The organism is Terrabacter carboxydivorans (assembly GCF_039532035.1).
GTDB lineage: Bacteria > Actinomycetota > Actinomycetes > Actinomycetales > Dermatophilaceae > Terrabacter > Terrabacter carboxydivorans.
This window is the reverse complement of sequence record NZ_BAAARE010000001.1, coordinates 1-24,002: the sequence shown is the minus strand read 5'-3', so window position 1 is coordinate 24,002 and position 24,002 is coordinate 1. Positions and strand designations below refer to the sequence as shown.

Annotated in this window: 25 protein-coding genes and 3 tRNA genes; 19 read left to right on the top strand and 9 right to left on the bottom strand. The window is 71.6% G+C overall.

Annotation, left to right across the window (positions count from 1 at the left end; translation table 11 throughout):
* Window positions 1-101 precede the first annotated feature (101 nt).
* Window positions 102-296: a BldC family transcriptional regulator gene (locus ABD297_RS00140; RefSeq protein WP_344252078.1), complete on the top strand. Its 195-nt coding sequence runs from the start codon at window positions 102-104 to the stop codon at window positions 294-296.
* A gap of 150 nt (window positions 297-446) precedes the next feature.
* Here ABD297_RS00140 and ABD297_RS00135 read toward each other — a convergent pair whose 3' ends face one another.
* Window positions 447-977, bottom strand: a complete 531-nt coding sequence (locus ABD297_RS00135) for a MarR family winged helix-turn-helix transcriptional regulator (RefSeq protein ID WP_344252077.1) — start codon at window positions 975-977, stop codon at window positions 447-449.
* A gap of 62 nt (window positions 978-1,039) precedes the next feature.
* On the opposite strand from ABD297_RS00135, the gene icmF reads away from it, so the two are divergent.
* On the top strand, window positions 1,040-4,309 hold the full coding sequence (gene icmF, locus ABD297_RS00130) for a fused isobutyryl-CoA mutase/GTPase IcmF (protein ID WP_344252076.1): 3,270 nt from the start codon (window positions 1,040-1,042) through the stop codon (window positions 4,307-4,309).
* A 126-nt stretch (window positions 4,310-4,435) separates the two neighbouring features.
* Window positions 4,436-5,200 carry a helical backbone metal receptor gene (locus ABD297_RS00125; RefSeq protein WP_344252075.1) on the top strand — a complete coding sequence of 255 codons (765 nt, stop codon included), beginning with the start codon at window positions 4,436-4,438 and terminating at the stop codon, window positions 5,198-5,200.
* A gap of 125 nt (window positions 5,201-5,325) precedes the next feature.
* Here the strand turns inward: ABD297_RS00125 and ABD297_RS00120 are convergent, their stop codons facing one another.
* Window positions 5,326-6,573 (bottom strand): cupin domain-containing protein, encoded by a 1,248-nt coding sequence (locus ABD297_RS00120; RefSeq protein WP_344252074.1) that lies wholly within the window; start codon window positions 6,571-6,573, stop codon window positions 5,326-5,328.
* Window positions 6,573-6,863: a BatC protein gene (locus ABD297_RS00115; RefSeq protein WP_344252073.1), complete on the bottom strand. Its 291-nt coding sequence runs from the start codon at window positions 6,861-6,863 to the stop codon at window positions 6,573-6,575. The genes ABD297_RS00120 and ABD297_RS00115 overlap by 1 nt, the downstream gene beginning before the upstream one ends.
* 107 nt (window positions 6,864-6,970) lie before the next feature.
* Here ABD297_RS00115 and ABD297_RS00110 point away from each other — a divergent pair, with 107 nt between their 5' ends.
* Window positions 6,971-7,174 (top strand): hypervirulence associated TUDOR domain-containing protein, encoded by a 204-nt coding sequence (locus tag ABD297_RS00110; RefSeq protein ID WP_344252072.1) that lies wholly within the window; start codon window positions 6,971-6,973, stop codon window positions 7,172-7,174.
* 11 nt (window positions 7,175-7,185) lie between these two features.
* Here ABD297_RS00110 and ABD297_RS00105 read toward each other — a convergent pair whose 3' ends face one another.
* Window positions 7,186-8,007, bottom strand: a complete 822-nt coding sequence (locus tag ABD297_RS00105; protein WP_344252071.1) for an MBL fold metallo-hydrolase — start codon at window positions 8,005-8,007, stop codon at window positions 7,186-7,188.
* A gap of 59 nt (window positions 8,008-8,066) precedes the next feature.
* On the opposite strand from ABD297_RS00105, the gene ABD297_RS00100 reads away from it, so the two are divergent.
* Window positions 8,067-8,960 (top strand): hypothetical protein, encoded by an 894-nt coding sequence (locus ABD297_RS00100; RefSeq protein ID WP_344252069.1) that lies wholly within the window; start codon window positions 8,067-8,069, stop codon window positions 8,958-8,960.
* A gap of 16 nt (window positions 8,961-8,976) precedes the next feature.
* Here the strand turns inward: ABD297_RS00100 and ABD297_RS00095 are convergent, their stop codons facing one another.
* Complete coding sequence (locus ABD297_RS00095; RefSeq protein WP_344252068.1) at window positions 8,977-10,206, bottom strand: AI-2E family transporter; 1,230 nt, start codon at window positions 10,204-10,206, stop codon at window positions 8,977-8,979.
* Window positions 10,207-10,356: 150 nt separating this feature from the next.
* Between ABD297_RS00095 and ABD297_RS00090 the strand changes: the two genes are divergently transcribed.
* The 6 genes from ABD297_RS00090 to ABD297_RS00065 all read left to right on the top strand — a co-directional run bounded on the left by ABD297_RS00090 (window position 10,357) and on the right by ABD297_RS00065 (window position 13,078).
* Window positions 10,357-10,429 (top strand) — tRNA-Thr (locus tag ABD297_RS00090).
* Window positions 10,430-10,490: 61 nt separating this feature from the next.
* Window positions 10,491-10,567, top strand: a tRNA-Met gene (locus tag ABD297_RS00085).
* Window positions 10,568-10,732: 165 nt separating this feature from the next.
* Window positions 10,733-10,903 carry a 50S ribosomal protein L33 gene (gene rpmG, locus ABD297_RS00080; protein ID WP_034801502.1) on the top strand — a complete coding sequence of 57 codons (171 nt, stop codon included), beginning with the start codon at window positions 10,733-10,735 and terminating at the stop codon, window positions 10,901-10,903.
* Between the two features lie 182 nt (window positions 10,904-11,085).
* A complete protein-coding gene (locus tag ABD297_RS00075) occupies window positions 11,086-11,532 on the top strand; it encodes an FAS1-like dehydratase domain-containing protein (RefSeq protein ID WP_344252067.1) in 447 nt (148 codons plus the stop codon).
* The gene (locus ABD297_RS00070; RefSeq protein ID WP_344252066.1) at window positions 11,532-11,987 is read left to right on the top strand and encodes a MaoC/PaaZ C-terminal domain-containing protein; all 456 of its coding nucleotides are present in this window, start codon (window positions 11,532-11,534) and stop codon (window positions 11,985-11,987) included. The genes ABD297_RS00075 and ABD297_RS00070 overlap by 1 nt, the downstream gene beginning before the upstream one ends.
* A 17-nt stretch (window positions 11,988-12,004) precedes the next feature.
* Window positions 12,005-13,078 carry a UDP-N-acetylmuramate dehydrogenase gene (locus ABD297_RS00065; RefSeq protein ID WP_344252065.1) on the top strand — a complete coding sequence of 358 codons (1,074 nt, stop codon included), beginning with the start codon at window positions 12,005-12,007 and terminating at the stop codon, window positions 13,076-13,078.
* Window positions 13,079-13,183: 105 nt separating this feature from the next.
* Here the strand turns inward: ABD297_RS00065 and ABD297_RS00060 are convergent, their stop codons facing one another.
* The 4 genes from ABD297_RS00060 to ABD297_RS00045 form a co-directional block, all read right to left on the bottom strand.
* Window positions 13,184-13,864 carry a hypothetical protein gene (locus ABD297_RS00060; protein ID WP_344252064.1) on the bottom strand — a complete coding sequence of 227 codons (681 nt, stop codon included), beginning with the start codon at window positions 13,862-13,864 and terminating at the stop codon, window positions 13,184-13,186.
* Between the two features lie 124 nt (window positions 13,865-13,988).
* The gene (locus ABD297_RS00055; protein ID WP_344252063.1) at window positions 13,989-15,017 is read right to left on the bottom strand and encodes an adenosine deaminase; all 1,029 of its coding nucleotides are present in this window, start codon (window positions 15,015-15,017) and stop codon (window positions 13,989-13,991) included.
* 141 nt (window positions 15,018-15,158) lie between these two features.
* Window positions 15,159-15,680 (bottom strand): DUF5709 domain-containing protein, encoded by a 522-nt coding sequence (locus tag ABD297_RS00050; protein WP_344252062.1) that lies wholly within the window; start codon window positions 15,678-15,680, stop codon window positions 15,159-15,161.
* Window positions 15,677-17,065, bottom strand: coding sequence for an aspartate aminotransferase type Ic (locus tag ABD297_RS00045; RefSeq protein WP_344252061.1), 1,389 nt, complete (start codon window positions 17,063-17,065; stop codon window positions 15,677-15,679). The genes ABD297_RS00050 and ABD297_RS00045 overlap by 4 nt, the downstream gene beginning before the upstream one ends.
* A 265-nt stretch (window positions 17,066-17,330) precedes the next feature.
* Here ABD297_RS00045 and ABD297_RS00040 point away from each other — a divergent pair.
* The 8 genes from ABD297_RS00040 to ABD297_RS00005 all read left to right on the top strand — a co-directional run bounded on the left by ABD297_RS00040 (window position 17,331) and on the right by ABD297_RS00005 (window position 23,948).
* Window positions 17,331-17,403, top strand: a tRNA-Trp gene (locus ABD297_RS00040).
* A 112-nt stretch (window positions 17,404-17,515) separates the two neighbouring features.
* Window positions 17,516-17,785 (top strand): preprotein translocase subunit SecE, encoded by a 270-nt coding sequence (gene secE, locus ABD297_RS00035; RefSeq protein ID WP_186815144.1) that lies wholly within the window; start codon window positions 17,516-17,518, stop codon window positions 17,783-17,785.
* 83 nt (window positions 17,786-17,868) lie between these two features.
* Window positions 17,869-18,738 (top strand): transcription termination/antitermination protein NusG, encoded by an 870-nt coding sequence (gene nusG / locus ABD297_RS00030; protein WP_344252060.1) that lies wholly within the window; start codon window positions 17,869-17,871, stop codon window positions 18,736-18,738.
* A 95-nt stretch (window positions 18,739-18,833) separates the two neighbouring features.
* On the top strand, window positions 18,834-19,265 hold the full coding sequence (gene rplK / locus ABD297_RS00025; RefSeq protein ID WP_147066061.1) for a 50S ribosomal protein L11: 432 nt from the start codon (window positions 18,834-18,836) through the stop codon (window positions 19,263-19,265).
* 152 nt (window positions 19,266-19,417) lie between these two features.
* On the top strand, window positions 19,418-20,134 hold the full coding sequence (gene rplA / locus ABD297_RS00020) for a 50S ribosomal protein L1 (protein WP_344252059.1): 717 nt from the start codon (window positions 19,418-19,420) through the stop codon (window positions 20,132-20,134).
* A gap of 67 nt (window positions 20,135-20,201) precedes the next feature.
* On the top strand, window positions 20,202-20,408 hold the full coding sequence (locus ABD297_RS00015; RefSeq protein WP_344252058.1) for a hypothetical protein: 207 nt from the start codon (window positions 20,202-20,204) through the stop codon (window positions 20,406-20,408).
* A 165-nt stretch (window positions 20,409-20,573) separates the two neighbouring features.
* A complete protein-coding gene (gene ggt, locus ABD297_RS00010) occupies window positions 20,574-22,454 on the top strand; it encodes a gamma-glutamyltransferase (protein ID WP_425581115.1) in 1,881 nt (626 codons plus the stop codon).
* A gap of 234 nt (window positions 22,455-22,688) precedes the next feature.
* Entirely contained in the window at window positions 22,689-23,948 is a 1,260-nt protein-coding gene (locus ABD297_RS00005) for a choice-of-anchor P family protein (protein WP_344252057.1), read from the top strand.
* Window positions 23,949-24,002 lie beyond the last annotated feature (54 nt).

Below are 24,002 nucleotides of genomic sequence, written 5' to 3'. Positions count from 1 at the left end.
CACTCGGCGTCCGCAGATCCGTCGGACCCGGGGTTGAGCAGCCAGCCCCGGAGTCCGGGGAATCCTCCTCCACGCGCTGCGATCCCGGCAAGGCGACTCACATGGACCCAGATATCGCGGTGGTCGAGAGACTGCTCACTCCGGCGGAGGTCGCGACGATCTTCCGCGTCGACCCCAAGACCGTGAGCCGGTGGGCGAGATCCGGCAAGCTCAACGCCCTCCGCACCCTCGGCGGCCACCGCCGCTACCCCGAGAGCGAGATCTGGGCACTGCTCGAGCAGCACCAGGACGGCTAGGACCGCGACGCGGTCCCGCAGCCTTCGAGCCGACCGACCCTTCTCACCCGCCCCTCGCCGGGCGGGTGAGAAGGGTCGGTCGCGTTCACGGTCGTGCGCACGGTCGTGCGCACGGTCCGGCGCGCGGCAGCGGCCGACACTAGGGCGGGCTCAGAAGTCGCCGGCTCCGCGCCGCAGCCGGGTCAGGACGTCGACGAGCGAGCGCACGTCCTCGGCGCCGAGGTCGGGCTGTTCGAAGACCTCCGTGTTGAGTGCCGTCGTGGCCCGCTGGGCGAGGTCGCGGCCCGCCGGGGTCAGGGCCACGAGCATGGCCCGGCGATCCTCCGGGTGGGTCGAGCGCGTCACGAGCCCGGCGTCCTCGAGCCGGTCCACGGCGTTCGTGACGCTCGTCGGGTGCACCTGCAGGCGGCTGCCGATGACCTTCATCGGCAGGGAGCCCCGCCGGCTGAACCACAGGAGCATCAGCACCTCGTAGCGGGCGAAGGTGACGCCGAGGGGCTTGAGGGTCGCCTCGACTCGCGCCAGCACGATCTGGTGGGCCCGCATGAGCGACGTGATCGCCGCCATGCCGTCGGCGGCCGGCTGCCAACCCTGCTCGACCCACTGCTCGCGCGCCCGGGCTATGGGGTCGAAGCCGAGCCCCGAGCCCACGCCGCCTGCCGTGCTGGTCTGCGCGCTCATGGCGCCATCGTAGGGTCGCCGACGCGTTGACGTCCATTAGTAGGAAGTCCTAGTATTTTCGCATGTCTGACGCACCGAAGCGCGACCTGCACCAGCCGACCCACCACGTCCGGCTCGTCACCGCCAGCAGCCTCTTCGACGGGCACGACGCGTCGATCAACATCATGCGGCGCATCATGCAGACGCAGGGCGCCGAGGTCATCCACCTCGGGCACAACCGGTCCGTCCAGGAGGTCGTCGACGCGGCCATCGAGGAGGACGTGCAGGGCGTCGCGGTCAGCTCATACCAGGGCGGCCACGTCGAGTACTTCGAGTACCTCGTGCAGCTGCTCCGCGGGAACGGCGCCGGGCACGTCCGCGTCGTCGGGGGTGGCGGCGGCGTCATCGTCCCCGAGGAGATCGCGCGGCTGCGCGAGTCCGGCGTCACGATCTTCAGCCCCGAGGACGGCCAGCGCCTCGGCCTCGCCGGCATGATCAACCAGGTCGTCGCCGACTGCGACTTCGACCCGTGGGAGACCGCTGCCGCCTCCGTCGAGGCCGTCCTCGCGGGGGAGCGCGCGGCCGTCGCCAGGGCCATCACCGGTGCCCAGGAGGGCGATCTCGACGATGCGGTGCTCGGACGCATCCGCGAGGCGGCCGGCCGCCGACGCGTCCCGGTCCTCGGGATCACCGGCACCGGGGGCTCCGGCAAGTCGAGCCTCACCGACGAGCTGATCCGCCGCCTGCGCCTCGACCAGCAGGACAAGCTGCGCGTGGCCGTGCTCGCGGTCGACCCGACCCGCAGCCGCGGTGGCGGCGCCCTCCTCGGTGACCGCATCCGCATGAGCTCGCTCGACGGCGACCGGGTCTTCTTCCGCAGCCTCGCCACCCGTGGCGGCTCGCAGGTACCCACCCACCTCGACGACGTCCTCGACATCGTGCGCGCGGCGGGCTTCGACCTCGTCATCCTCGAGACGCCGGGCATCGGCCAGGGCGACGCCGCCATCGTCGACTACGCCGACGTCTCCCTCTACGTCATGACGCCCGAGTTCGGCGCGAGCAGTCAGCTCGAGAAGATCGACATGCTCGACCGCGCCGACGTCGTCGCCATCAACAAGTTCGAGCGCCGCGGGGCCGAGGACGCGCTGCGCGACGTCGGTCGCCAGATGGTGCGCAACCGCGAGGCCTTCGGCAAGAGCCCCGCCGACATGCCGGTCTACGGCACGTCGGCCGCCACCTTCAACGACGACGGGGTCACCGCGCTCTACCAGGAGCTGCGAGCCCTGTTGTCCGACAAGGGGATGCCGGTCGAGGAGGGTGTCCTGCCGCGGGTCGCGACCAAGCAGTCCACGCGCATCGCCACCATCGTGCCGGCCTCGCGGGTGCGCTACCTCGCCGAGATCAGCGACACCGTCCGCGGCTACCACGAGGCGACGGAGCGGTATGCCGCGGCAGCCAGTCGCGTGCAGCGTCTCGAGTCCGTGCGCGGCGAGCTGGCCGCAGCCGCTGCGGCCGACGAGATCCGCAGCGCCGAGAGTGCGGTCGAGGCGGTCGAGGCCCTGCTCGACGAGGCGCGCACCGACGTGCCCACCGACGTGGCCGCAGCTCTCGGCAGCTGGTCCTCGGTCGTCGAGTCCTACTCCGGTGACGAGCAGGTCGTGAGCATCCGCGGCAAGGAGATCCGCAACGTCCTGACGCGAGAGTCCCTGTCGGGCAACAAGATCCCGCGCGTGTCGCTCCCGCGCTACCGCGACCACGGCGAGCTCGTCAGCTTCCTGCGCCGTGAGAACCTCCCCGGCTACTTCCCCTTCACCGCCGGGGTGTTCCCGTTCAAGCGCGAGGGTGAGGACCCGGCCCGCATGTTCGCCGGCGAGGGTGACCCGTTCCGCACCAACCGCCGCTTCAAGCTGCTCTCCGAGGGCCAGCCCGCGACGCGCCTGTCGACCGCGTTCGACTCCGTCACGCTCTACGGGCGCGACCCCGACCCGCGCCCCGACGTCTACGGCAAGGTCGGCACCTCGGGGGTCTCGGTCGCGACGCTCGAGGACATGAAGGCGCTCTACGCCGGCTTCGACCTCGTCAGCCCGACGACCTCGGTCTCGATGACGATCAACGGCCCCGCGCCGACGATCCTCGCCTTCTTCCTCAACACCGCCATCGACCAGCAGGTCGACGCCTTCCGGGCGCGGGAGGGCCGGGAGCCCGGCGACGACGAGCGCCAGCAGCTCACGGCATACGCCCTCGCCAACGTGCGCGGCACGGTGCAGGCCGACATCCTCAAGGAGGACCAGGGCCAGAACACCTGCATCTTCAGCACCGAGTTCTCGCTCAAGATGATGGCCGACATCCAGGAGTGGTTCATCGAGCACGAGGTGCGCAACTTCTACTCGGTGTCGATCTCCGGCTACCACATCGCCGAGGCGGGGGCCAACCCCATCAGCCAGCTCGCGTTCACGCTCGCCAACGGCTTCACCTACGTCGAGAGCTACCTCGCGCGCGGCATGGCCGTCGACGACTTCGCGCCCAACCTGTCCTTCTTCTTCAGCAACGGCATGGACCCCGAGTACTCCGTGCTCGGCCGGGTCGCACGCCGCATCTGGGCGGTCGCAATGAAGGAGAAGTACGGCGCGGGGGAGCGCAGCCAGAAGCTGAAGTACCACGTCCAGACGTCGGGTCGCAGCCTGCACGCGCAGGAGATGGACTTCAACGACATCCGCACCACGCTGCAGGCGCTCATCGCGATCTACGACAACGCGAACTCCTTGCACACCAACGCTTTCGACGAGGCGGTGACGACCCCGTCCGAGGAGTCGGTGCGCCGGGCCCTCGCGATCCAGCTCATCATCAACCGCGAGTGGGGTCTCGCGATGAACGAGAACCCGCTTCAGGGTTCCTTCGTCATCGACGAGCTGACCGACCTCGTCGAGGCGGCGGTGCTCAAGGAGTTCGACCGCATCACCGAGCGCGGCGGCGTGCTCGGCGCGATGGAGACCGGCTACCAGCGCGGCCGCATCCAGGACGAGTCGATGCTCTACGAGCACCGCAAGCACGACGGCAGCCTGCCGATCATCGGCGTCAACACCTTCCGCAACCCGCACGAGGGCGAGACGCCGCGCAAGGTCGTGCTCGCCCGCGGCACCGAGGAGGAGAAGCAGGGCCAGCTCTCGCGCGTCCGTGCCTTCCGCACGGAGCACGAGGTCGAGGCGACGGCGGCGCTCGAGGAGCTCAAGGCGGTCGCGATCGAGGGCGGCAACGTCTTCGACGTCCTCATGCGCGCGGCGCGGGTGTGCTCCCTCCAGCAGGTGACCGAGGCCTTCTTCGAGGTCGGCGGCCAGTACCGCCGCAACGTCTGACCCCGACCACCCCCACCCCGACCCGGCCCCGCCCAACCCCTCAACCGTCGAAAGGCCAATGTTCGTGGGTCCCCAACCGTCGAGAGGCCAGAGTTCGTGGGTCCCGCGCCGTCGAGAGGCCGATGAATGCGACCGGTGACGCTCGCTGACGACCTCGGGTATGCCGTGGCCTTCGCCGCGCCGCCCCGCCGGGTCGTGTCGCTGGTGCCCTCGATCACCGAGGCCCTGGCGGCGACGTGCCCCGACCGTCTCGTGGGGGCGACGGACTGGTGCACGCACCCGGCCGACCCTGCGGTGCAACGGGTCCGGGGCACCAAGAACCCCGACCGTGCCGCCATCGTCGGGCTGCGCCCGGACCTCGTCGTCGCCAACAAGGAGGAGAACCGCGAGCTCGACGTGCGACGGCTGCGCGCCGACGGCATATCCGTGTGGGTGACCGACATCGAGACGGTGCCCGACGCGCTCGACTCGTTGGACCGGCTGTTCTCGGTCGTGCTCGAGGTGGGGACGCCGGACTGGCTCGAGGCCGCTCGGCGGGAGTGGGCCGGGCCGGTCCCCGAGCCTTCCCTCGACGTCGCCGTCGCGATCTGGCGCGACCCGTGGATGGCCGTCGGGCGCGACACGTTCACCGGCGACCTCGTGTCACGGCTCGGCTGGCGCAATGTCCTGGGCGAGGACGCCGACCGCTACCCGCACGTCGACGTGGCCGACCTCGACCGGGACGGACTCGTCGTCCTGCTGCCCGACGAGCCCTACGTCTTCACCGCCGATGACGGCCCTGAGGCGTTCGTGCATGCGCGCACCGCTCTCGTCAGCGGCCGGCTGCTCACGTGGTACGGCCCGAGCCTCGTCGGTGCGAGGACGGCCCTGGTCGCCGCCGTCGCGGACTGACTCGCGAACTCTTGCCTCTCGACGGTGGGTGGTGGGCCGTTCGTGGCCTCTCGACGGTTGCGGGTGGGCCGTTCGTGGCCTCTCGACGGTGGGTGACCCGCAAAGGTTGGCCTCTCGACGGTTGCTCAGTCGGGGGCGACGACGAGGAGGCCGGCGAGCATGAGCCGACGCGCGAGGTCGAGTCCCACCATGTCGGCGCGGAGCACGCCTCCGTCGACGAGGGCCACGAAGGTGCCGACGTCGTGCGCCTCGACGGCGAAGTCGTCCAGCCGGCTGCGAAGGGTGGCGGGTCCGTGACCGGACGGGACCAGCCGGGCTGACACGTGGGGACGCAGCACGAGCAGGGTGTCCGGCCGCACGGCGCCGGCCGCAGCCAGCTGTGCCAGCGGGCCGATGGGGGACGGGCGCTGCGCCGGGCGGGCTCGGGCCTCGAGGGCGTCGACGACGTCGGCGGTGTCGATCGCGCCGAGCGCCCGCATCAGCGCTGCGCGCACGAGCTCGACGTCGGGGGCGATCACCTCATGATCGAAGCCCGTGGACGAGACCGCCAGCGACGCGCGCACGCGCTCGTCCCGACTGACCTCGGTCAGGGCCATCGCCACGAGCTCGTCGGCGACGTGGCGCCGGGTCCAGACGTGGACTCCCAAGGTGACGTGGGTGCTGACGCCGCCGAGCGCCGTCGCCGAGTGGATCCATCCGCGGGGAAGGTAGAGCACGTCGCCGGCCGAGAGAGTGAACTCGTGCTCGGGGGCGCGGGAGGCGGCCTCCTCGACGTCACCACGATGGTCGGTCCACGCCTCGTTGCGCAGCGGTGCGACGCGCACGGGCGGCCTGATGCGCCAACGCTTCTCGCCCGCCATCTGCAGCACGAAGACGTCGTGGACGTCGTAGTGGTCGCTGAAGCCGGTGCTCTGGCTCGGCGTGACGTAGGCGTTGGCCTGGACCGGGTGACCGAGCTCCTCCGCGAGCTGCTGGGTGAAGTCGACGAGCGGGCCCCAGGTGCGGTGCAGCCCCTGGAGGACGATGCTCGCGCCGCCGGAGAAGAGTGCCAGGAGCTTGTCGTCGCTCACCTGGTCGGCGACCGAGGCGCCGACGCCGCCGCCCTGGGTGAACTCGCGGTCGCCGAGCGTCCGCCCGTCCTGGGCGACCCGGAGGAAGGGTGTCCGGAGACCGCGTCGGGAGACGAGCTCGTCGACGGAAGCCTCTCCGAACAGCTCCGGCAGGTCGCCGGGCAGGTCGGCGGCGCGGGCGACCACCGGCGTGTGCGCCCAGTGGTCCCGGGCGAACTCGTCGGTGTCGAACGGAACCAGACGCCGGAGCGCCGAGCGCCCACCGGCAGGGGTGGACGCTCGGCTCGTCGTACCGGCGGACATCAGATGGAGCTGGTCGGGTCCGCTCCGGCCCCGCCGTCGGCACCGCCGTCGTGGCTGCTCGTGTCGGCTCCGCCGTCCGCGGGACCTTCGGTGCCCGAGGTGTCGGCGCCGCCGTCGGCACCGCCGTCGTGGCTGCTCGTGTCGGCTCCGCCGTCCGCGGGACCTTCGGTGCCCGAGGTGTCGGCGCCGCCGTCAGCGCCGCCGTCGTGGCTGCTCGTGTCGGCTCCGCCGTCTGCGGGGCCCTCGGTCGTCGGGTCGTCGCTCACGGGGTCCAGCCGGTTGTCGCTCATGGCTTCTCCTCACAGGGTGCCGCGGCGCCGGACGACGCCGTCCCCGTGGTCCTACCCGCTCACAGCGCCTCTGGCACAGGTCGTCCAGGCGTGTTCTCATCGTGTCCATGGCGATCAGCACCGGCGACACCGTCCACTGGAACACCTCTCAGGGCCGCACCACGGGCACGGCCGTCGAGAAGCGCGTCAAGGAGTTCACCTTCGACGGCCAGAAGTTCAAGGCCTCCGACGACGAGCCGTACTGGATCGTCGAGTCGAGCAAGACCGGCGCGAAGGCCGCCCACAAGGAGTCCTCCCTCGACGCCGGCTGACCGGTCGCGCCTCAGGTGAGGTGGTCGAAGTCGCCGCGGGTCCAGGCCGCGTGACGGTCGGCGGAGCGCCTGAGCACGGCCTTGGCGTCCGTCTGCACGACGGTGCCGAAGTTGTTGTAGAGGCGGTCGAAGTGCAGCCCCTCGAGCTGGCCTGCGACGCGCTGGACCACGTTGCCCGACAGGGGGATTCGGTTCGGATAGCTCCTCATGAAGCTGACCGACCGCCGGTCCGGGTTGGGGAAGACGGCGTCACCGGCCAGCAGGACGCCTCGCCCCTCGGCGCCGGCGGTCCACTCAACGACGGCCTGCCCCTTGAAGTGGCCGCCGACGCGGTGCACCGTGAGCCCTGGTGCGACTTCGCGGCGGTCGTCGTAGAGCTCGACGAGCGGGTCCCGGCGACGCACCCACTCGGCGTCGGCGGCAGCGACCAGCACCGGCACGTCCCCCAGCGCGCGGGCCCACTCGGTCTGCACTCCGTACATGTGCGGGTGGCTGGCGGCGACGGCCAGCGTCGGCCCCAGCGAGCGCACGCGCTCCAGCGCGGCGTCGTCCACGTAGCCGACGCAGTCGAAGAGGAGCACGCCCTCGGGCACGCGCACGGCCATCGTCTGCTGCCCGATGCCGACCTCGGGGTCGGCGCGCAGACCCCAGAGGTCGGTCTCGACCTCCGTCACGGTGATGCGCGTCCCGGCCTCGCGCAGCTGCGCCACGGTGGTCCAGCGCTGCCCTCCGGCCGGCACCCACTGGCGCTCGTCCTCGCAGATCGCGCAGGTGTCGGGAGGGGTCGGCAGGTCGTCCGTCTCGACGGCGCAGGTGGCACAGATCCAGATCACGTGGTCAGCCTGCCCGTCCGCGGCCCTGCGCACCAGCCGGTCTGCGGGAGGATGCTCACGTGATCCTGCACCTGCGCGCCGCCGTCGAGCAGCTGTATGCCGTCCCGCCCGCCCGGTTCACGCCGTTGCGTTCCGAGCTGGTGGCCGAGGCGAGGGCTGCGGGTGAGAAGGCCCTCGCCACCTCGATCGGGGGCCTGCGCAAGCCGACGGTCGCCGCCTGGGCGGTCAACCACTTCGTGCGCGAGCACCGCGACGAGGTCGACGAGCTGCGGTCCTTCGCGGCGCTGCTGCGCGAGGCCCAGCGCACCCTCGACGCCGAGCAGCTCCGGCTCCTCGGGCGGGAACGCGCGCGACGGGTCGACGCCCTCGCCGACCGCGTCGCCGAGGTGGCCGCGCAGGACGGCCAGAAGCTGGGCGCCGGGGTCGCCCAGGAGGTGCGCGAGACGCTGACGGCGCTCATCGCCGACGAGGAGGCCGAGGCGTCGGTCCTCACCGGCGCCCTCGTCAGGGCGCTCAGCTACTCCGGCTTCGGCTCGGTCGACGTCGCCGACGTCGTCGCCCTCGGCGACGCCGATGACGCCGATGACGCCGACGACGAGGGCGAGGCGTCGCGCCCGTCGCTGTCCGTGCTGCCCGGTGGCGGCGGGGACACCGTCGACCTCGAGGAGCGCCGCCGGAGCAGGCGCACGGCCGAGCGGGCCCGGCTCCAGTCGGCGCTCGACGCCGCCCGCGCCGAGCTGCGCGCCGCGGACCGCCAGGTCGCGGTCCTGACCGCCCGGCAGGAGGAGGTCACCGAGGGCATCGCCGACCTCGAGCGACGGCTCGCCACGGCCCGGGCGCGGCTGGACAAGGTCACCGGCGAGCTCGACGAGGCGGCCGGCATACGCGATCGGTCCGAGCGTCAGGAGGCGGCGGCCCAGCAGGCGCTCGACGCCCACGACGACGGCGACTGACGATCCGTCGACGGGGTCAGGCGCGACGGAGCCGACGGCGCACCCGCTCGACGAGCCGGCGGCCCTCGGCGGCGGCGGGCTCGTCCGGGTCGTCCTCGGTCCCAGGCGGGCGCTCACCCGGCTGCACCGCAGCGAGCTCCGGCCTGATCTCGTAGGTGTGGGAGTAGATCTCGAAGAGCGCGAGCAGCAGGGCCGCCACCGGCACGGCCACGAACGCACCGCCCACGCCGAAGAGCGCGGCTCCGAAGAGCACCGCGGCGAACGACACGGCCGGGTGCACGTCGACCGCCTGCGCCGAGATCCTCGGCTCGAGCGTGAGGTTCTCGATCTGCTGGTAGACGAGGGCGAAGCCGAGCATGGCCAGGCCCTGCCACGGCTGGGGGCCGACGAGACCGACGAAGACGGGCAGCGCGATGGCGATGTAGGTGCCGACCGTGGGCACGAACTGCGCGACGAGACCCGTCCAGATGCCGAGCGCCAGCCAGTAGGGCATGCCGATGACGAGCATGAAGGCCGCCGACAGGCCACCGCAGATGGCGGCGAGCACGAGCCGCGCCGAGACGTAGCCGCCGGTCTTGATGATGGCCAGCTTCCACGCGACCCCGAGCATCTCCTGGCGGCGGGGCGGTGCGAGGCGCGCCACCCACCGGCGCAGCCGCGGTTGGTCGGCGGAGAGGTAGAAGGTGAAGAAGGCGAAGGTGAGGCTGGCGAACGCCGCCCCGAGCACCGTGGTGACGGCGCCGACGAGGCCGCCGGCGAGGCTCGTGGCCGCCGACGTGAGCGCCGCGGTGCCGATGCCGAGCTCCTTGAGGATGGTCTCGTAGTCCAGCGTCATGCCGAACCGCTCGCCGGCCCGCGTCGTCACCTCCCGCACGAGCCCGGGAACCGCCCGCACCAGGGTCGCGAGCTGCTCGGCCAGCAGCTGTCCGAAGACGACGAGGAAGACGACGAGGAAGAGCATCGTGCCGAACATGACGATGAAGGTCGCGACGCCCCGGCGCATCCTCAGCGACAGTCGCGCCACGGCAGGCTCCATCGCGATCGCCGCGAGCATCGACATGACCAGGGTGAAGATGACGCCGCCCCCGTCCTCGAGCACCCACTTGGCGAGTGCCGCGAGGGCGACGACCCCGGTGAGCGTCCAGCCGGCGCGCCTCACGCTCTGCCGGTCGAACTGGACCCGCACGGTCGTCAGGGGGGCCTGCTCGTCGGACGACGGCGACGGCGACTCGCTCGACTCGCTCATGGCCCGATCCTCCCAGCCGGGGGCGCCCGCCACGGGAGGTCGCGGGGATCGGGGTCGATTTCGTATCCGCGCCGCGAACCGTGTAGTCTCGCCGTCGCACAACAGGTCGACCTGAAGGCGTCCGCAGGACGTTTTCGCCGGGTCGGCCGTGCCCCAATAGCTCAGTCGGCAGAGCGTTTCCATGGTAAGGAAAAGGTCTAGGGTTCGATTCCCTATTGGGGCTCTGGTCGGTCGGTCTCCGGCCCGCGTCGCAGTCGCGGCAGGGCCGGAGGACGACAGCCCATGGCGGGGTAGCTCAGCTGGTTAGAGCGCACGACTCATAATCGTGAGGTCGCGGGATCGAGCCCCGCTCCCGCTACCACTTCCGCGCGCACCCGGACGGATTTCTCGTTTCATCGGGGTGTCGCGTAACCTTGGACGTCGCGCCTGCGTGTCACCCCGGGAGCCCGGAACGCGTGACGCGCCGCGCGACACCCGTCGCAAGACGACCGAACACCCGAGTACGTTCCCGAAAGAGCAGGTTGCCGTGGCCAGCAAGAGCACCGACGTCCGTCCCAAGATCACGATGGCGTGCGTGGACTGCAAGGACCGCAACTACATCACGAAGAAGAACCGTCGGAACAACCCCGACCGTCTCGCGATGAACAAGTTCTGCCCGAAGTGTGGCAAGCACACGGAGCACCGCGAGACCCGCTGAGCTCCGACGCACGTCGACCGCTCCCTCGGCCCCCGGGCCGGGGGAGCGTTGTCGTGTCCGGGCCGACCCGCACGCCACTGCGGGCCCGCCACTGCGGGCCCAGCCCCGTTCCGTCCCGGCACTCGTCGGGTGCCCGGTGGGCGCCGCGGGCCGGCGTCGGCTCCGGTCGATAGGGTGCCGGTATGCCGGTGAACGCAGACTTCCAGGGCCGGGTCTACCCGCCCACCGAGACCTATCGGGTCAGTGCCGCCAAGATCCGCGAGTTCGCCGAGGCGGTCGGGTCCACCGACCCGGTCCACGTCGATGCGCAGGTCGCGCGGGCCCGCGGCTACGCCGACGTCATCGCCCCGCCGACGTTCGCGGTCCTCATCGCCCAGCAGTGCGACGCGCAGCTGATCCGCGACCCCGAGGCCGGCATCGACTACGCCCGTGTCGTGCACGGCGAGCAGCGCTTCACCCACCACCGGCCGCTGACGGCCGGTGACGCCGTCGTCGGCACCCTGCACGTCGACACCGTGCGCGAGGCCGGCGGCCACGCCATGGTCACGACCCGCACCGAGCTGGCCACCGAGCAGGGCGAGGCCGTCTGCACGGCCACGTCGACCATCGTCATCCGAGGAGGCGAGTGATGTCCGCCCAGCCCGCGACCCCCGCATCGGCCGAGGTGCGCGCCTTCGACGGCGTCTCCGTCGGCGACGCGCTGCCCGCGCGCACCGTCCACGTCGACCGTGCCCGCCTCGTGCAGTACGCCGGGGCCTCGCTCGACCGCAACCGCATCCACTGGGACGAGCGGTTCGCCAAGGAGGTCGGGCTGCCCGACGTCATCGCCCACGGCATGTTCACGATGGGCTCGGCGGTCACGCTCGTCACCGACTGGGCGGGTGACGCCGGGCGCGTCGTCGAGTACGGCGTGCGCTTCACCAAGCCGGTCGTCGTGCCCTACGAGACCGGCGCCGACATCGAGGTGTCGGGCGTCGTCAAGGCCGTCGACCCGGAGACGAAGCGGGTCACGGTCGAGCTGACCGCGACCGCCGACGGCGAGAAGGTCCTCGGTCGCGCCCTCGCCGTCGTCGTCCTGGACTGACGGCGACGGACGACCCCGTGCAGGAGCAACACGACGTCCCCCTGTCGACGCTGACGACGATGCGTGTCGGCGGTCCAGCCGCCCGGCTCGTGACCGTCTCGACCACCGACGAGCTCGTCGACGCGGTGCGTGAGGTCGACGACGCCGACGAGCCGCTGCTCGTGGTCTCCGGAGGGTCCAACCTCATCGTCTCCGACGAGGGCTTCGAGGGCACGGTCGTGCACGTCGCCACCTCGGGCATCACCCCCGAGTCCGCGGACTACTGCGGCGGCGCCGTGGTGCGCGTCGCGGCGGGCGAGGTGTGGGACGACGTCGTGGCCCGCGCGGTCGCGGAGGGCTGGGCCGGCGTCGAGGCCCTGAGCGGCATCCCGGGACTCACGGGCGCGACGCCCATCCAGAACGTCGGCGCCTACGGTCAGGACGTCTCGCAGACCATCGCGCAGGTCCGCACGTGGGACCGCCAGGAGCAGGCCGTGCGCACCTTCATGAACGTCGACTGCGCCTTCACCTACCGCCACTCCCGCTTCAAGGGCCACTCGCGCTACGTCGTGCTCGACGTCCTCTTCCAGTTCGAGGTCGCCGACCTCAGCCGCCCGGTCGCGTATGCCGCCCTGGCGAAGGGTCTGGGGGTCGAGCTCGGCACGCGCGTCCCCCTCTCCGACGCTCGCGACGCGGTGCTCGAGCAGCGCCGGTCCCGGGGCATGGTGCTCGACGCGGACGACCCCGACACGTGGTCCTGCGGGTCGTTCTTCACCAACCCGCTCCTGAGCCGACAGGAGTTCGACGCGCTCGTGGAGCGCGTGGGCGAGCGGGTCGGGTGGGAGGGACCGACGCCGCCGCGCTTCCCCGAGCCCGACGGCCGCGTCAAGACGAGCGCGGCGTGGCTCATCGAGCACGCCGGTTTCGCCAAGGGGTTCGGCCTGCCGGCGCCGGCCGCGCTGTCGACCAAGCACACCCTCGCCGTCACCAACCGCGGCGGCGCGACGACCTCGGACGTGCTGGCCCTGGCCCGGCAGGTGCGTGACGGCGTCCGCGACGCGTTCGGCGTCACCCTCGTCAACGAGCCGGTGCTCGTCGGCGAGCAGCTCTGAGGCTCGAACAAGCTCTGAGGCTCGAACCCCCGGCGGGAGACCGCAAGTGGAAGGCCCCGGCTCCCAGGGGAGCCGGGGCCTTCCACGTCGAGCGACGCGCAGCGGCTACTTCGTCAGGACGACGGTGAAGGTCTTGGCGCCGATGTTCTTGTCGGTCGTGCTGACCTGGTAGGCCGGCCGGTTGAAGGCCAGGCTCAGGGCGTTCGACGTGCCGCGGTTCACCTTGAAGAAGACCCAGCCGCCGGTCCGCTGGGCGCGCTTGGCGGTCTTGAGGGGGGTGGCGCCCCAACGCTTGGAGAACTCGGTCGTGGGGCCGACCTTCTGGCTCGGGTCGGTCGCGACGAGCGAGAGCATCGAGGGGTCCAGGGAGGCCGAGTAGCGCGAGCCCGCGGAGAAGGTCACCCAGACGCCGACGATCTCGAACGACTTGGCCCCGACCGGCTGCTCGGACGGCCACGAGAAGTGGCGCACGATGCGGCTGGCGGTGATGGTGTGGCCGAGGTCGGGGTCCTTGATCGTGGCGTTGATCGCCGTCGAGACCGGCTTGTCGACCGGCACGGTGTCCGTGCCGGTGCTCGTCGCCGACGTGGTCGCCGAGGTGGCCGGCGCGCTCGTCGCTGCCTGGCCCGTGCCGCCCGGGGCGGTCGGGTCGGCCGTCACGGCCGACTCCCCGCTGCAGGCCGCGAGGGCGACGACAGGCGCAACCAGGCCGACGACGGCGAGGCGTCGCAGGCGGCTGCGGGAGGCGGTCAGGGGGCGTGCGGGGGCGGCGGCAGAAGTCTTCATCTCCCCACCAGCATGACCGGGCCCACCGATGATGGGCAAACCCGGTGGCGCTCCCGGCGTCACCCCACGCCCTCGAGGGCGCCCGTCTTGCCCGGATAACGCCCGGTCCTGCGTGTGGTCGGTGTCACGCCTCGTGGGCGAGCCAGGCGTCCACGTCGGCGAGGGCGGCCCGGCGCATGGGCTGCGGCATACGGCTGCCCTCGATCGACCCCCGCGCGAGACCGGCGAGCTCGGCGTCGTCGAGGCCGAGCTCGCGCGCCGCGGCGTACTGGTCCGTCAGGCGCGTGCCGAAGAGCAGGGGGTCGTCCGCGCCCAGGGCGACGGAGACACCGGCCTCGAGGATGCGCCGCAGCGGCACGTCCTCGGCAGCGGCGTAGACCCCGAGGGCGACGTTGCTGCCCGGGCAGACCTCGAGCGTCACCCCCGCCTCGGCCACCGCGTCCAGCACCTGGGGGTCCTCGACGCAGCGCACGCCGTGCCCGATGCGGTCCGGGTCGAGGTGCTCGAGCGTCTCCATCACCGACTGCGCCCCGAGCAGCTCACCCCCGTGCGGCACGAGCGCGAGCCCGGCACGCCTGGCGATGGCGAAGGCGGGCGCGAAGTCGGCGACCGCACCGCGTCGCTCGTCGTTGGACAGGCCGAAGCCGACGACGTCTCCCGCACCCTCACCGGCGTGGTGCGCCGCGAGACGCGCGAGCGTGCGGGCCTCGAGGGGGTGGCGCATGCGGCTGGCCGCGACGACGACGGCCACCCCGATCTCACCCTCGGCCGAGACCTTGCGGGCCTCGTCGAGCACGATCTTGAGGGCGGGCGTGATGCCGCCGACGAACGGGGCGTAGGAGGTGGGGTCGACCTGGATCTCGAGCCAGCGCGACCCCTCGGACCGGTCGTCCGCGGCGGCCTCGCGCACGATCCGGCGCATGTCGTCCTCGCTGCGCACGCACGACCGTGCGGCGTCGTAGAGGCGCTGGAACCGGAACCAGCCGCGCTCGTCGGTGGCCTTGGCCAGGCGCGGCGGCCAGTCGGTCACGAGCGCGTCCGGCAGCCGGATGCCGTGCGAGGTGGCGAGCTCGCGCACCGTCTCTATGCGCATCGAGCCCGTGAAGTGCAGGTGCAGGTGGGCCTTGGGCAGGTCCTGCACCGCGCGCGTCATGGCGGCCAGTGTGCCACCCGTCCCGCGCCGACCTGTCGACCCCCGCACACGACCTCGCCCCGGGTCGTGCACCCCCGGGTCGGGAGCGCGCGGCACGGGGCGGCGTCGTACGGATGGGACCGGTCAGGGCCGGTCGAGCGCTCAGCGCTCGTAGGGCTCGTCGGCGATCTCGTCGACGACGTGCATGGCGGCCTCCTCGGCCGACGCGCCGGCACCGTCGACACCGACGTCGCTGGCCCAGACCTGCTTCTCGTCGTCCTCGTGCGCGCCCTCGTCGTCGGCGACGAGGCGGCCGGCGCGGGCGTCGCCCACCTCGTTGTCGCCGAGCCAGTCGTCCTCGGCGTCGATGGAGTCGGGGTCGTCGCCGCCGATCCGGTCGTCGTCGAGCCCGCTCTCGTTGTCGGGGGCGCCGTAGGCGGAGTTGGGGTCGGGCACCTCCTGGCGGATGCGCTCGTCGATGGTCTCGTCGAGGGACTCCTCGTAGGCGGTCGTGCCGTGGGCGGTGACGCCCTGGGGACGGTCGTTGGGGGAGTAGCCGCGGTCGAGCACGTCGTCGAGGTCACCGTCCTCGAGGGTGTCCTCGGGCTGGAGCTGGTCCTCGTCGTCGACGCTGTAGGTGGTCAGGTCGTCGGAGATGTTCTCGTTGGGACCGGTGTCGCTCATCGCGAGGCTCCTTCGGTGGTGGCGTTCGAGTCGTCCGCGCCGGTGGCGGCGCCGGGGGCCGGCGCCGTGGCGCCGCCCTCTGCCCCTACCCCGGACGCGCGGTCGGCGGTCAGCTTCTCGGCGGCGGCGAGGGCGACGCACGTGGCGACGCCGGCCATGGCGGTGCGCACCTCCTCGAGCACCGGGAAGGTCGGGGCGAGACGGATGTTGCGGTCGCGGGGGTCGTTCCCGAGCGGGAAGGACGCGCCGGCGGGGGTCAGGGCGATGCCGGCCTGCTTGGCGAGGGCGACCACCCGCGAGGCGGTGCCGTCGAGCACGTCGAGGTTGACGAAGTAGCCGCCCGTCGGGTGGCTCCACTCGGCGACCTCGAGTCCGGCGAGGCCGCTCGTCAGCGCCTCGTCGACCGCCGCGAACTTCGGCGCGATGATCTCGCGGTGCTTGCGCATGTGGGCGCGCACGCCGTCGGCGTCGCGGAAGAACTCGACGTGGCGCAGGTGGTTGACCTTGTCGGGTCCGATCGAGCCCATGGCGAGGTGCCCGAGGTACCACTTGACGTTGGCCTCGCTCGCGGCGAGCACCGCGACGCCGGCGCCGGCGAAGGTGATCTTCGAGGTCGACGCGAACATGATCGGACGGTTCGGGTGACCGGAGGCCGCCGCGAGGCTGAGGATGTCGGCGCTCTTGGCCTCGTCCTCGGTCAGGTGGTGGAAGGCGTACGCGTTGTCCCAGAAGATCGTGAAGTCGGGGGCGGCGGTCGGCATCGCGGCGAGCCGGGCGGCGATCTCCTGCGAGACGACGGCGCCGGTGGGGTTGGCGTAGGTCGGCACGATCCAGATGCCCTTGACGCTCGGGTCGTCCTTGACGAGCGCCTCGACGGCGGCGATGTCCGGCCCGTCCTCGTGCATCTCGACCGTCACCATCTCGATGCCGAACGACGCGAGCATCGAGAAGTGGCGGTCGTAGCCGGGCACCGGGCAGATGAAGCGGATCTTCTCCTCCCGGCTCCACGGCCGCGGGGAGTCCACGCCGCCGAAGAGGAGGAAGTCGACGATGGTGCTGTACATCATCGTCAGGCTGGAGTTGCCACCTGCGACGACCTGCGCGGGCTCGACCCAGAGCAGCTCGGCGAACATCTCGCGCAGCTCGGCCAGGCCCTCGAGGCCGCCGTAGTTGCGCACGTCGACGCCGGCACGGTCCTTTGTCGTCGTGGGCAGGTGCAGCAGGTCGTTCGAGAGGTCGAGCTGCGCCGCGGACGGCTTGCCGCGCGTCAGGTCGAGCCCCAGTCCACGGGCCTGCAGGTCCGTGTAGGCCGCCTGCTGCTCGGCGAGGAAGCCGGCCAGGTCGTCGTCGGACAGGGACGCGAGGGGGGTGCGCGGGTTCGTCACGCCTCGATCCTGCCACTGCCCGGGGCTGGCCGGGCGGCCGAGTCCGTATGCCGGGTCGTGGGCTCACGGGGCGGCGCGCGCTCGTCGTGGGGGCCCGCGGGGCCTGCGGCGTAGGGTGGAGCAGACGGTCGGGCCACCCCCTCGGGAGGGTCCACGCGGTCGGTTCGCGTTGCGGCGCATCCGTCCCGTATGATCGTCCCTCGGACGGCATTGCTGGCCATGCTGACGCATGCCGTCCCGCCGGGAAACCCAACGTTCCCGGCGAAGGGCAATAGCTCAATTGGTAGAGCTCTGGTCTCCAAAACCAGCGGTTGGGGGTTCGAGTCCCTCTTGCCCTGCGCATCCCAGTGATGTGGTCGTCGTGCAAGGCGGCACGCGACTATGGCCCAGCGTGGGAGACACGCAGCGGGCTGCTGTCGCGGGCCGACACCCAGGCAGAAAGAAGGAATCGTGACCGAGACGAGCGCCAAGCGCGGGTCCGGCCGTGCCGACAAGGCTCGCGGCGGCAATCCCGTGTCGCGTCTCTTCGGCGCGATCAGCCTCTTCGTGCGCCAGATCCTCGACGAGCTGCGCAAGGTCGTGCGACCGACCGGCCCCGAGCTGGTGCGCTACACGACCGTCGTGGTCGTGTTCGTCGTGATCATGATGGCTCTCGTGTCGGGTCTCGACTTCGGCCTGAGCCGGCTGATCTCCTGGGCCTTCACGGGCTCGCCCACCTGACGCACGAGCCACCGGCCCGCGTCACCGGGATGTCACCGCCAGCCCCCACCGGCTGGTCCACGAGCAAGGAAGCAGGTCAGAGCGTGTCCGAGCAGTTCGCCCACGAGGGCGCCCCGAACGGCGAGAGCACCGAGAGCGACGTCGTCGACCCCGCGGCCCTGACCGGCGACCTCACGGCGTCCGACGTCGAGTCGGGTGCTGGGGACACCGGCTCCGACGTGACCGAGTCCGAGTCCGACGAGACCGACGAGAACTCCGACGAGACCGAGGCCGACGCCGAGGTCACCGACGAGACCGACGGCGACGCCGCCGAGGACGAGGCCCCCACCGCCCAGGGCAGCGGTGACCCGGTCGCCGACTTCAAGGCCGACCTGCGCAGCCGCTTCGGCGACTGGTTCGTCATCCACTCCTACGCCGGCTACGAGAACCGCGTGAAGGCCAACCTCGAGACGCGCATCCAGACCCTCAACATGGAGGACTTCATCTTCGAGATCGAGGTCCCCATGGAGGAGGTCACCGAGATCAAGAACGGCCAGAAGAAGCAGGTCCGCCGCGTCCGGATGCCCGGCTACGTCCTCGTCCGCATGGACCTGACGGACGAGAGCTGGGGCGCCGTGCGCCACACGCCGGGCGTCACCGGCTTCGTCGGCAACGCCCACCAGCCGGTGCCGCTCTCGATCGACGAGGTCTTCACGATGCTCGCGCCGACCTTCGAGGCCGCTGCCGGCGCCGACGGCACGGCTGCCGCGTCCGGCACCAGCGCCCCGAAGGACGTCCGCGTCGTCGACTTCGAGGTCGGCGAGTCCGTCACCGTCATGGAGGGGCCCTTCGAGACCCTTCCCGCCACGATCTCCGAGATCAACACCGACACGCAGAAGCTCAAGGTGCTCGTCTCGATCTTCGGCCGGGAGACCCCGGTCGAGCTCTCCTTCGCCCAGGTCGCCAAGATCTGAGCGAGGTCCCACCACGTTCGGTGCGGCACCCCGCACCGGCATGCAACCGGGTCATCGCCCACGGCGTCGGTCCACAACGAAGAAGGTAGGCATCCATGCCCCCCAAGAAGAAGGTCTCCGGCTTCATCAAGCTGCAGATCCAGGCCGGTCAGGCCACCCCCGCCCCGCCCGTCGGCCCGGCCCTCGGTCAGCACGGCGTCAACATCATGGAGTTCGTCAAGGCGTACAACGCTGCGACGGAGTCCCAGCGCGGCAACGTCATCCCGGTCGAGATCACGGTCTACGAGGACCGCTCGTTCACCTTCGTGACGAAGACCCCGCCGGCCGCCGAGCTCATCAAGAAGGCCGCCGGCGTCGCCAAGGGTTCCGGCGAGCCGCACAAGACCAAGGTCGCCAAGCTCTCGCGCGACCAGGTCCTCGAGATCGCCCGTCAGAAGATGGAAGACCTCAACGCCCACGACGAGGAGATGGCGGCGCGCATCATCGCCGGCACCGCTCGCTCGATGGGCATCGACACCGAGCTCTGAGGAGCCCGGGTCACCGAAGCTTCGGGAGCCCGCCCTCCTCGTGAGGGCGGGCCACCCCCGAGAAGGGGCACACGGCATACGGCCGCGACGCCCCCGTGGGAGACCAGCGCACGGTCGCACCACGACTCCACGAAAACGCAAGGAGCAGTTCCATGAAGCGCAGCAAGAACTACCGCGCCGCAGCCGAGCTCGTCACGCCGGGCAAGGTCTACGCCCCGCTCGAGGCCGTCCGCGTCGCCAAGCAGACCGCCAAGGCGAAGTACGACGAGACCGTCGAGGTCGCCATGCGCCTCGGCGTCGACCCCCGCAAGGCCGACCAGGCCGTTCGCGGCACGGTCAACCTGCCGCACGGCACGGGCAAGACCGCCCGCGTCCTCGTCTTCGCCAACGGCGACAAGGCCGAGGCCGCCCGTGAGGCCGGCGCCGACCACGTCGGCTCCGACGACCTGCTCGAGAAGGTCCAGGGCGGCTGGCTCGACTTCGACGCCGTCGTCGCCACCCCTGACCTCATGGGCAAGGTCGGTCGTCTCGGCAAGGTGCTCGGCCCGCGTGGCCTCATGCCCAACCCGAAGACCGGCACCGTGACGATGGATGTCGCCAAGGCCGTCTCCGACATCAAGGGCGGCAAGATCGAGTTCCGCGTCGACAAGCACGCGAACCTCCACTTCATCATCGGCAAGGCCTCCTTCGACGAGACCAAGCTCGTCGAGAACTACGCCGCCGCGCTCGAGGAGATCCTGCGTCTGAAGCCGGCCAGCTCCAAGGGCCGCTACATCGAGAAGGCCACCGTCTCCACGACGATGGGCCCGGGCATCCCGCTCGACTTCTCCAAGACGCGCAACCTCCTCGCCGAGGACGACCAGGCCTGACCGCCTGACTTGACGCACCGAGAGCCCGTCACCCCCTGGGGGTGGCGGGCTCTTTGCTCGTGGCTGGGTGCGCGGCACGGCGCGCGTCACCGCTCGCGGCTGGGTGCGCGCCACCGCGCGCGTCACCGCTCGCGGCGTGGGGTCGCTCGCGGAGCCGGCGGCCGTTCGCGGCGTGGAGCGACGACGGGCGTATGCCGGCACGCTCGCTCCTCGGGACACGCGGCCCGTCGCCGATGCCGCTCACGACCACCGACCCCGCTCCCTCAAGGGCTGACCTTCTGTCGAGTGAGCGCCCCGTCCCAGTCGAGTGGCCCCGTCGTCACACGGCCCGCAGCGGCGACCACCCCGTCGAGTGGCCTCGTCGGCACAGGCGTCTCACGGCGGGATCCCGCGGGTCGCTCGGGGCGATAGGCGGCGTTTGCGCCGGTACGGTCGAAAGATGAGTCGTCACAGCGCACGCACCACGACACGATCCCGATGGGTCCTCGGCGCCCTCGTCGTCGGACTCCCTCTCTCCCTGCTCCCGGCCACGGCCGGCGCGCAGCCCACGGCGGCACCGGTCCCGCAGACCGACCGCGGCTGGCACGGCAGGCCAACGCCGCTCCCCAAGACGGCGGTCATGACCGGGTCAGGGGGTGCGGTCAGCTCGGTCGACCGCGACGCCTCGCAGGTCGGCATCGACGTGCTGGCCCGCGGTGGCAACGCGGCCGACGCGGCCGTCGCCACGGCCGCGGCGCTCGGCGTCACGGAGCCCTACAGCGCCGGCATCGGCGGAGGCGGCTTCCTCGTCTACTACGACGCCCGTAGCAGACACGTCACGACGATCGACGGCCGCGAGACCGCTCCGGCGTCCTTCACCGACAAGACGTTCACCGACCCGGCCACCGGCAAGGCGATGAGCTTCAACACCGTCGTCAACTCCGGCCTGTCGATCGGCGTGCCCGGGACGCCGGCGCTGTGGGCCAAGGCGCTGCGCGACCACGGCACGCTCTCGCTCAATGCCGCGCTCAAGCCGGCCGAGCGCCTCGCCGAGAAGGGCTTCGTCGTCGACCAGACCTTCGCCGACCAGACGACGGCCAACGCCGCCCGGTTCTCGGTCTTCCCGGCCACGGCCAAGGTCCTCCTCCGTGACGGCAAGGCGCCCGCGGTCGGCTCGGTCTTCACCAACCCCGACATGGCCAAGGCCTACCGGACGCTGCGCACGCAGGGCACGTCGGCGCTGTATGCCGGCCGGCTCGGCCAGGCGATCGTCGCCGAGGCCCGGGCGCCGCACACGCGTCCCGGCACGTCCGTCATGGGCGGTCAGATGACGACGGCCGACCTCCGGGCCTACCGCGCCCTGACCAAGGAGCCCATCCACTCTCAGTACAAGGGCTACGACGTCTACGGGATGCCCGTGCCCAGCTCGGGAGGCATCGCCGTCGCGGAGATCCTCAACCTCATCCAGGCCTACGAGGACCGCACCGGCGTCAAGACCTCGGCTCTCTCCGACGTCGACTACCTCCACCGCTTCTCCGAGGCGTCGGCCACGGCCTTCGCCGACCGCAACCGCTGGGTCGGTGACGTCCCAGGTGTGCCGGTGAAGGAGCTGACGGACCCGGGTTTCGCCGCTGAGCGGGCCTGTCTCTTCGACCCGATGAAGGCGCAGCAGCGACCGATCCCGTTCGGCTCGCCCGACGGCTCCTACACCTCGTGCGCTCCCGGCGCCGTCTCGCAGCGCGAGCCCTACGAGGGGCAGTCGACCTCGCACCTGACGGCCACCGACCGGTGGGGCAACGTCGCGTCCTACACGCTCACCATCGAGCAGACCGGCGGTTCGGGCATCACCGTCCCCGGCTACGGCTTCCTGCTCAACAACGAGCTGACGGACTTCAACTTCACCCCGCTCACCGACGGCGTGCCCGACCCGAACCTCCCCGGTCCGGGCAAGCGTCCCCGCTCCTCGATGAGCCCGACGATCCTGCTCGACCATGGCAAGCCCTTCCTCGCCGTGGGGTCGCCCGGTGGCGCGACGATCATCACCTCGGTCTCGCAGACCATCCTCGGCTACCTCGACCGCGACCTGTCGCTCGTCGACGCGATCGCCGCGCCGCGCCTCAGCTCGCGCAACGGGTCGAGCGAAGGGGCAGAGCCGCAGATCCTCGGTGGTCCCACGGGCGAGGCCCTGACGGCCATGGGCCACAAGCTCGCGTCGGCCGGCACGCCCAACGAGATCGGGGCCGTGACCGCGATCCGCAGCCTCGGCCAGGGCCTCTTCGAGGCGGCGGCCGAGCCCACCCGCCGCGGTGGAGGCTCGGCGATGGTGGTCCACCCGCGCTGACCCGCGAGGACCTCTCGTCCCGGCTCTGGGCCGCGGCACCCGATGCGGGTGCCGCGGCCCAACCTTGTACACGCGCCGGTGCGTTGTCCTGAGATATCAGGACAAATGCCGTATAAGCCACGGATTTGCGGTCAAACCGTGTCAGAGGCATAGCACATGCTCTGCGGGCGTCGTTGGTCGGGGTACATCGGTCAGGGGATCGATGAGCAGGGCATCGATGACAGGAGTTCGACGATGATGGGAAAGAAGCTCACAGCACTACTCTCCGCCGCAGCCATCGCAGGGGTGGCTGCGCCTCTCAGCGCCTCACCGGCGACGGCAGCCACCTCGACCACCGGGGTCAACGCCTACGCCTACGGCAGCTACGTCGTGGTGGGCGGTCTCGTCCGTTCCGGACCGACGGCGCTCGCCAGCATCGGGTGCACGACCGCCTTCGGGCGCACCGTCACCGGGTCCACCGCTGCGGTCACCGTCCCGGCGGCGGCCTCGGTCGGGGCGACCCGCACCAGCGCGTCGACGGCGCAGGGCGCAGCCGGGCACTCCAGTCGCGCCTCGGCGACGACGGGGGCGGTCGACGTGCTCGGTGGTCTGGTGCGGGCCGACGCGGTCACCTCGACGAGCACCGCGGCGCGCAGCACCGCCGGAACCCTCACCGGCCGCAACCAGTCGCAGCTCGTGGGTCTCAAGGTCGGCGGCCGCGCGCTCAACGCCGTGCCTGCCCCGAACTCGTCGATCGCGCTCAAGACGTCGACGGGGGCCGCTCTCGCCACGGTCTACCTCAACCAGCAGTCCAAGTCCGTGGTCGGCAACGACCTGCGGATCAGCACCGTGGCGCTCCGCGTCGTCATCACGGGTCAGAACTCGCTGGGTCTGCCCATCGGGTCGAGCATCGCCGTCGGCGTCTCGAGCACCTCGCTGTCGAGGCCCGTCCTCGGCCTGGTCGGCGGTGTGGGCTACTCGACCTCCGCCACCCTGGCCAACGGCGTCGTCTCGACGAGCCGCACCGCGCTCGCCTACCCGCCGTGCACGGGCGGGGCCTCCAAGGCGACGCTGGCCACGGCCGGCGTGCCTGGCGTGGTCTCGACCGGCACGACGACGACCGAGACGCTGTCGAAGGTGACGGCGAGCTCGCGCAGCTCGTACGTCAAGAACACGATCGCCGGCCCGCGCGTCCTCAGCGGCCTCATCAGCGCGGACGCCATCATCGCCGAGACGTCGGTGTCGCAGGCCACTCCCGGCGCCGCTCCCGTCACGACGGACAGCTCGCGCTTCGTCGGGCTGCGGATCGCCGGCCTGCCGGCGATCTCCTCCTCGGTCAAGCCCAACACCGTCCTCACGGTCCCGGGCCTCGGGCGGGTCACCCTGCACAAGGTGGTGCGGACGGCCACGTCGCTCGACGTCGTCATGGTCGAGGTCGTCACGGACCGGGTCTTCGGCTCGCTGCCGACCGGCTCGGTCATCCGGATCGGTGGCTCGGCGACTTCGGTCCTCTGACCGCCGACGCCCGACGGGCTGACGACGGTGGCCGCGGACCCTCGGGTCCGCCGC

What these genes read in the sequence shown, in the direction of transcription:
- ABD297_RS00060 (WP_344252064.1), bottom strand. Translation starts at nt 13,864, where the DNA reads ATGAAGACTTCTGCCGCCGCCCCCGCACGCCCCCTGACCGCCTCCCGC.
- ABD297_RS00135 (WP_344252077.1), bottom strand. Translation starts at nt 977, where the DNA reads ATGAGCGCGCAGACCAGCACGGCAGGCGGCGTGGGCTCGGGGCTCGGC.
- ABD297_RS00075 (WP_344252067.1), top strand. Translation starts at nt 11,086, where the DNA reads ATGCCGGTGAACGCAGACTTCCAGGGCCGGGTCTACCCGCCCACCGAG.
- ggt (WP_425581115.1), top strand. Translation starts at nt 20,574, where the DNA reads ATGAGTCGTCACAGCGCACGCACCACGACACGATCCCGATGGGTCCTC.
- ABD297_RS00125 (WP_344252075.1), top strand. Translation starts at nt 4,436, where the DNA reads ATGCGACCGGTGACGCTCGCTGACGACCTCGGGTATGCCGTGGCCTTC.
- ABD297_RS00115 (WP_344252073.1), bottom strand. Translation starts at nt 6,863, where the DNA reads ATGAGCGACAACCGGCTGGACCCCGTGAGCGACGACCCGACGACCGAG.
- ABD297_RS00095 (WP_344252068.1), bottom strand. Translation starts at nt 10,206, where the DNA reads ATGAGCGAGTCGAGCGAGTCGCCGTCGCCGTCGTCCGACGAGCAGGCC.
- ABD297_RS00055 (WP_344252063.1), bottom strand. Translation starts at nt 15,017, where the DNA reads ATGACGCGCGCGGTGCAGGACCTGCCCAAGGCCCACCTGCACCTGCAC.
- rplK (WP_147066061.1), top strand. Translation starts at nt 18,834, where the DNA reads ATGCCCCCCAAGAAGAAGGTCTCCGGCTTCATCAAGCTGCAGATCCAG.
- ABD297_RS00050 (WP_344252062.1), bottom strand. Translation starts at nt 15,680, where the DNA reads ATGAGCGACACCGGTCCCAACGAGAACATCTCCGACGACCTGACCACC.
- ABD297_RS00070 (WP_344252066.1), top strand. Translation starts at nt 11,532, where the DNA reads ATGTCCGCCCAGCCCGCGACCCCCGCATCGGCCGAGGTGCGCGCCTTC.
- ABD297_RS00005 (WP_344252057.1), top strand. Translation starts at nt 22,689, where the DNA reads ATGATGGGAAAGAAGCTCACAGCACTACTCTCCGCCGCAGCCATCGCA.
- rplA (WP_344252059.1), top strand. Translation starts at nt 19,418, where the DNA reads ATGAAGCGCAGCAAGAACTACCGCGCCGCAGCCGAGCTCGTCACGCCG.
- ABD297_RS00110 (WP_344252072.1), top strand. Translation starts at nt 6,971, where the DNA reads ATGGCGATCAGCACCGGCGACACCGTCCACTGGAACACCTCTCAGGGC.
- icmF (WP_344252076.1), top strand. Translation starts at nt 1,040, where the DNA reads ATGTCTGACGCACCGAAGCGCGACCTGCACCAGCCGACCCACCACGTC.
- ABD297_RS00120 (WP_344252074.1), bottom strand. Translation starts at nt 6,573, where the DNA reads ATGTCCGCCGGTACGACGAGCCGAGCGTCCACCCCTGCCGGTGGGCGC.
- ABD297_RS00140 (WP_344252078.1), top strand. Translation starts at nt 102, where the DNA reads ATGGACCCAGATATCGCGGTGGTCGAGAGACTGCTCACTCCGGCGGAG.